Genomic DNA, 1,658 nt, shown 5'->3' with positions numbered 1-1,658 from the left:
TGTCTGTGCTGCTCTGGCCACACGTGATTTCGACGCCTATGCCGTCCACTTCTCCTATGGGCAGCGGACGGAAGCGCGTGAGCTTCTCTCTGCCCGCCAGGCTGCCGAAATCCTTGGCTTCAAAGACTTCCTGCACCTGAAGATCGATCTCTTCCGGAAGATCGGCGGCTCTGCTCTGACCGACGAGTCCATCGCCGTCCCCGACGCTCCGGAAGAGGAAGCCTCTATCGGCCAGCAGGTGCCTGTCACCTACGTTCCGTTCCGCAATGCACACTTTCTCTCCGCCGCTGTCTCCTGGGCCGAGGTGCTGGGCGCGAAGACGGTCTTTATCGGAGCCGTCGAGCAGGACTCCTCCGGCTACCCCGACTGCCGGCCGGCGTACTATCAGGCCTTCAATCAGCTCATCCAGACCGGAACGAAAGAGGGCGATATTCGCATCGTGACGCCTCTGATTCACTTGAAAAAGTCCGAGATCGTCCGGCTGGGAGTTGAACTCGGTGCTCCGTTCCATGTAAGTTGGTCATGCTATTCCGGGCAGGACGCCGCCTGTGGAACCTGCGAAAGCTGCGTCCTACGGTTAAGGGCGTTCCGCGAGGCAGGAGCGGCCGATCCCATACCCTACGCGGCGCGCTGAAGCCAGGCCTGCCGCAGACAACGAACGCCAGATTTCTCCGCTCCGGTCGCCATTGTGGCGCAGCAGGCCCCGGCCAGCATCCACGGCCATGTTCAGAATCCCGCCGGTCAGGCCATGACCTCCGGCTCCGTCAAGCTGACAAAGGACCGCAGCGCTGACGAGAAGAGCCGCAAGTATGCCTACACCTTCCAGGTTGACGGCACCGGTAATTACAAGGGAAGCGATGTCGCGCCTGATACCTACGTCGCAATCTACTTCTCCGCCGACGGTCGCAGCATCGACTTTGTCGACAACGTGACCCTCACCTCCGGTCAGGACAAGGTCGTCGACATCGATATGACCCGTAAGGAATTTACGGACAAGATGACGCCGGAAGAGAAGAAGCAGCTCGAGGAGTTCAAGAAGCAGAACGCTGCTGCGACTGCCGCAGGTCAAGGATCTGAACGCTACCGCCAAGAAGCCGAACCCCGAGATCGCGGGCGAAGCCTTGAGCAACCTGGGCGCAGCTCTCGCCAAGTCAGGCAAGGTTGACGAAGCCAACGCAGCATACGAAGACGCCGCCAAGACCAACCCGGCCAAGGCCAAGACCTACTACTTCAACGCCGCAGCCACCTTCTACAACGGCCAGCAGCTCGAAGCTGCCGCCGCCGCTGCTGACAAGTCCATCGCCGCCGATCCTAACCAGGCCATGGCCTACTACATCAAGGGTCAAGCCCTGATTCCCAAGGCGACGGTCGATTCGAAGACCAACAAGATCACCGCCCCTCCGGGAACGGTCGAAGCCTACCAGCAGTACCTGGAGCTTGACCCCAACGGCGCTCACGCCGAAGAGGTCAAGGGAATCCTCACCGGCATCGGTGCTGAGATCAAGTCCAGCTACAAGGCCGGCAAGAAGAAGTAAGCCGCTTGTGATCTACCTGAAGGCCCCACGTTCTGTGGGGCCTTCGCATTTTCCACGGCTCGGAGCTGTTTTTACAAAACGATATCTCTACAACCAGGGTGTCCCACCCTCACGGAGTTAGGG

Annotated in this window: 3 protein-coding genes; all 3 read left to right on the top strand. The window is 60.1% G+C overall.

Annotated elements, in window-relative coordinates; genetic code table 11:
• Window positions 1-634, top strand: a 634-nt coding sequence (gene queC, locus AB4043_RS26645) for a 7-cyano-7-deazaguanine synthase QueC (RefSeq protein WP_442308683.1), incomplete at its 5' end; no start/stop codon positions are given.
• A gap of 54 nt (window positions 635-688) precedes the next feature.
• Complete coding sequence (locus AB4043_RS26640; protein WP_442308682.1) at window positions 689-1,165, top strand: carboxypeptidase-like regulatory domain-containing protein; 477 nt, start codon at window positions 689-691, stop codon at window positions 1,163-1,165.
• The gene (locus AB4043_RS26635) at window positions 1,122-1,535 is read left to right on the top strand and encodes a hypothetical protein (protein WP_442308681.1); all 414 of its coding nucleotides are present in this window, start codon (window positions 1,122-1,124) and stop codon (window positions 1,533-1,535) included. Before AB4043_RS26640 ends, AB4043_RS26635 begins: the two co-directional genes overlap by 44 nt.
• The last annotated feature ends 123 nt before the right edge of the window (window positions 1,536-1,658 follow it).

Source organism: Terriglobus sp. YAF25, from assembly GCF_052113305.1.
Classification (GTDB): domain Bacteria; phylum Acidobacteriota; class Terriglobia; order Terriglobales; family Acidobacteriaceae; genus Terriglobus.
This window is presented reverse-complemented; position numbering and strand designations above follow the sequence as displayed.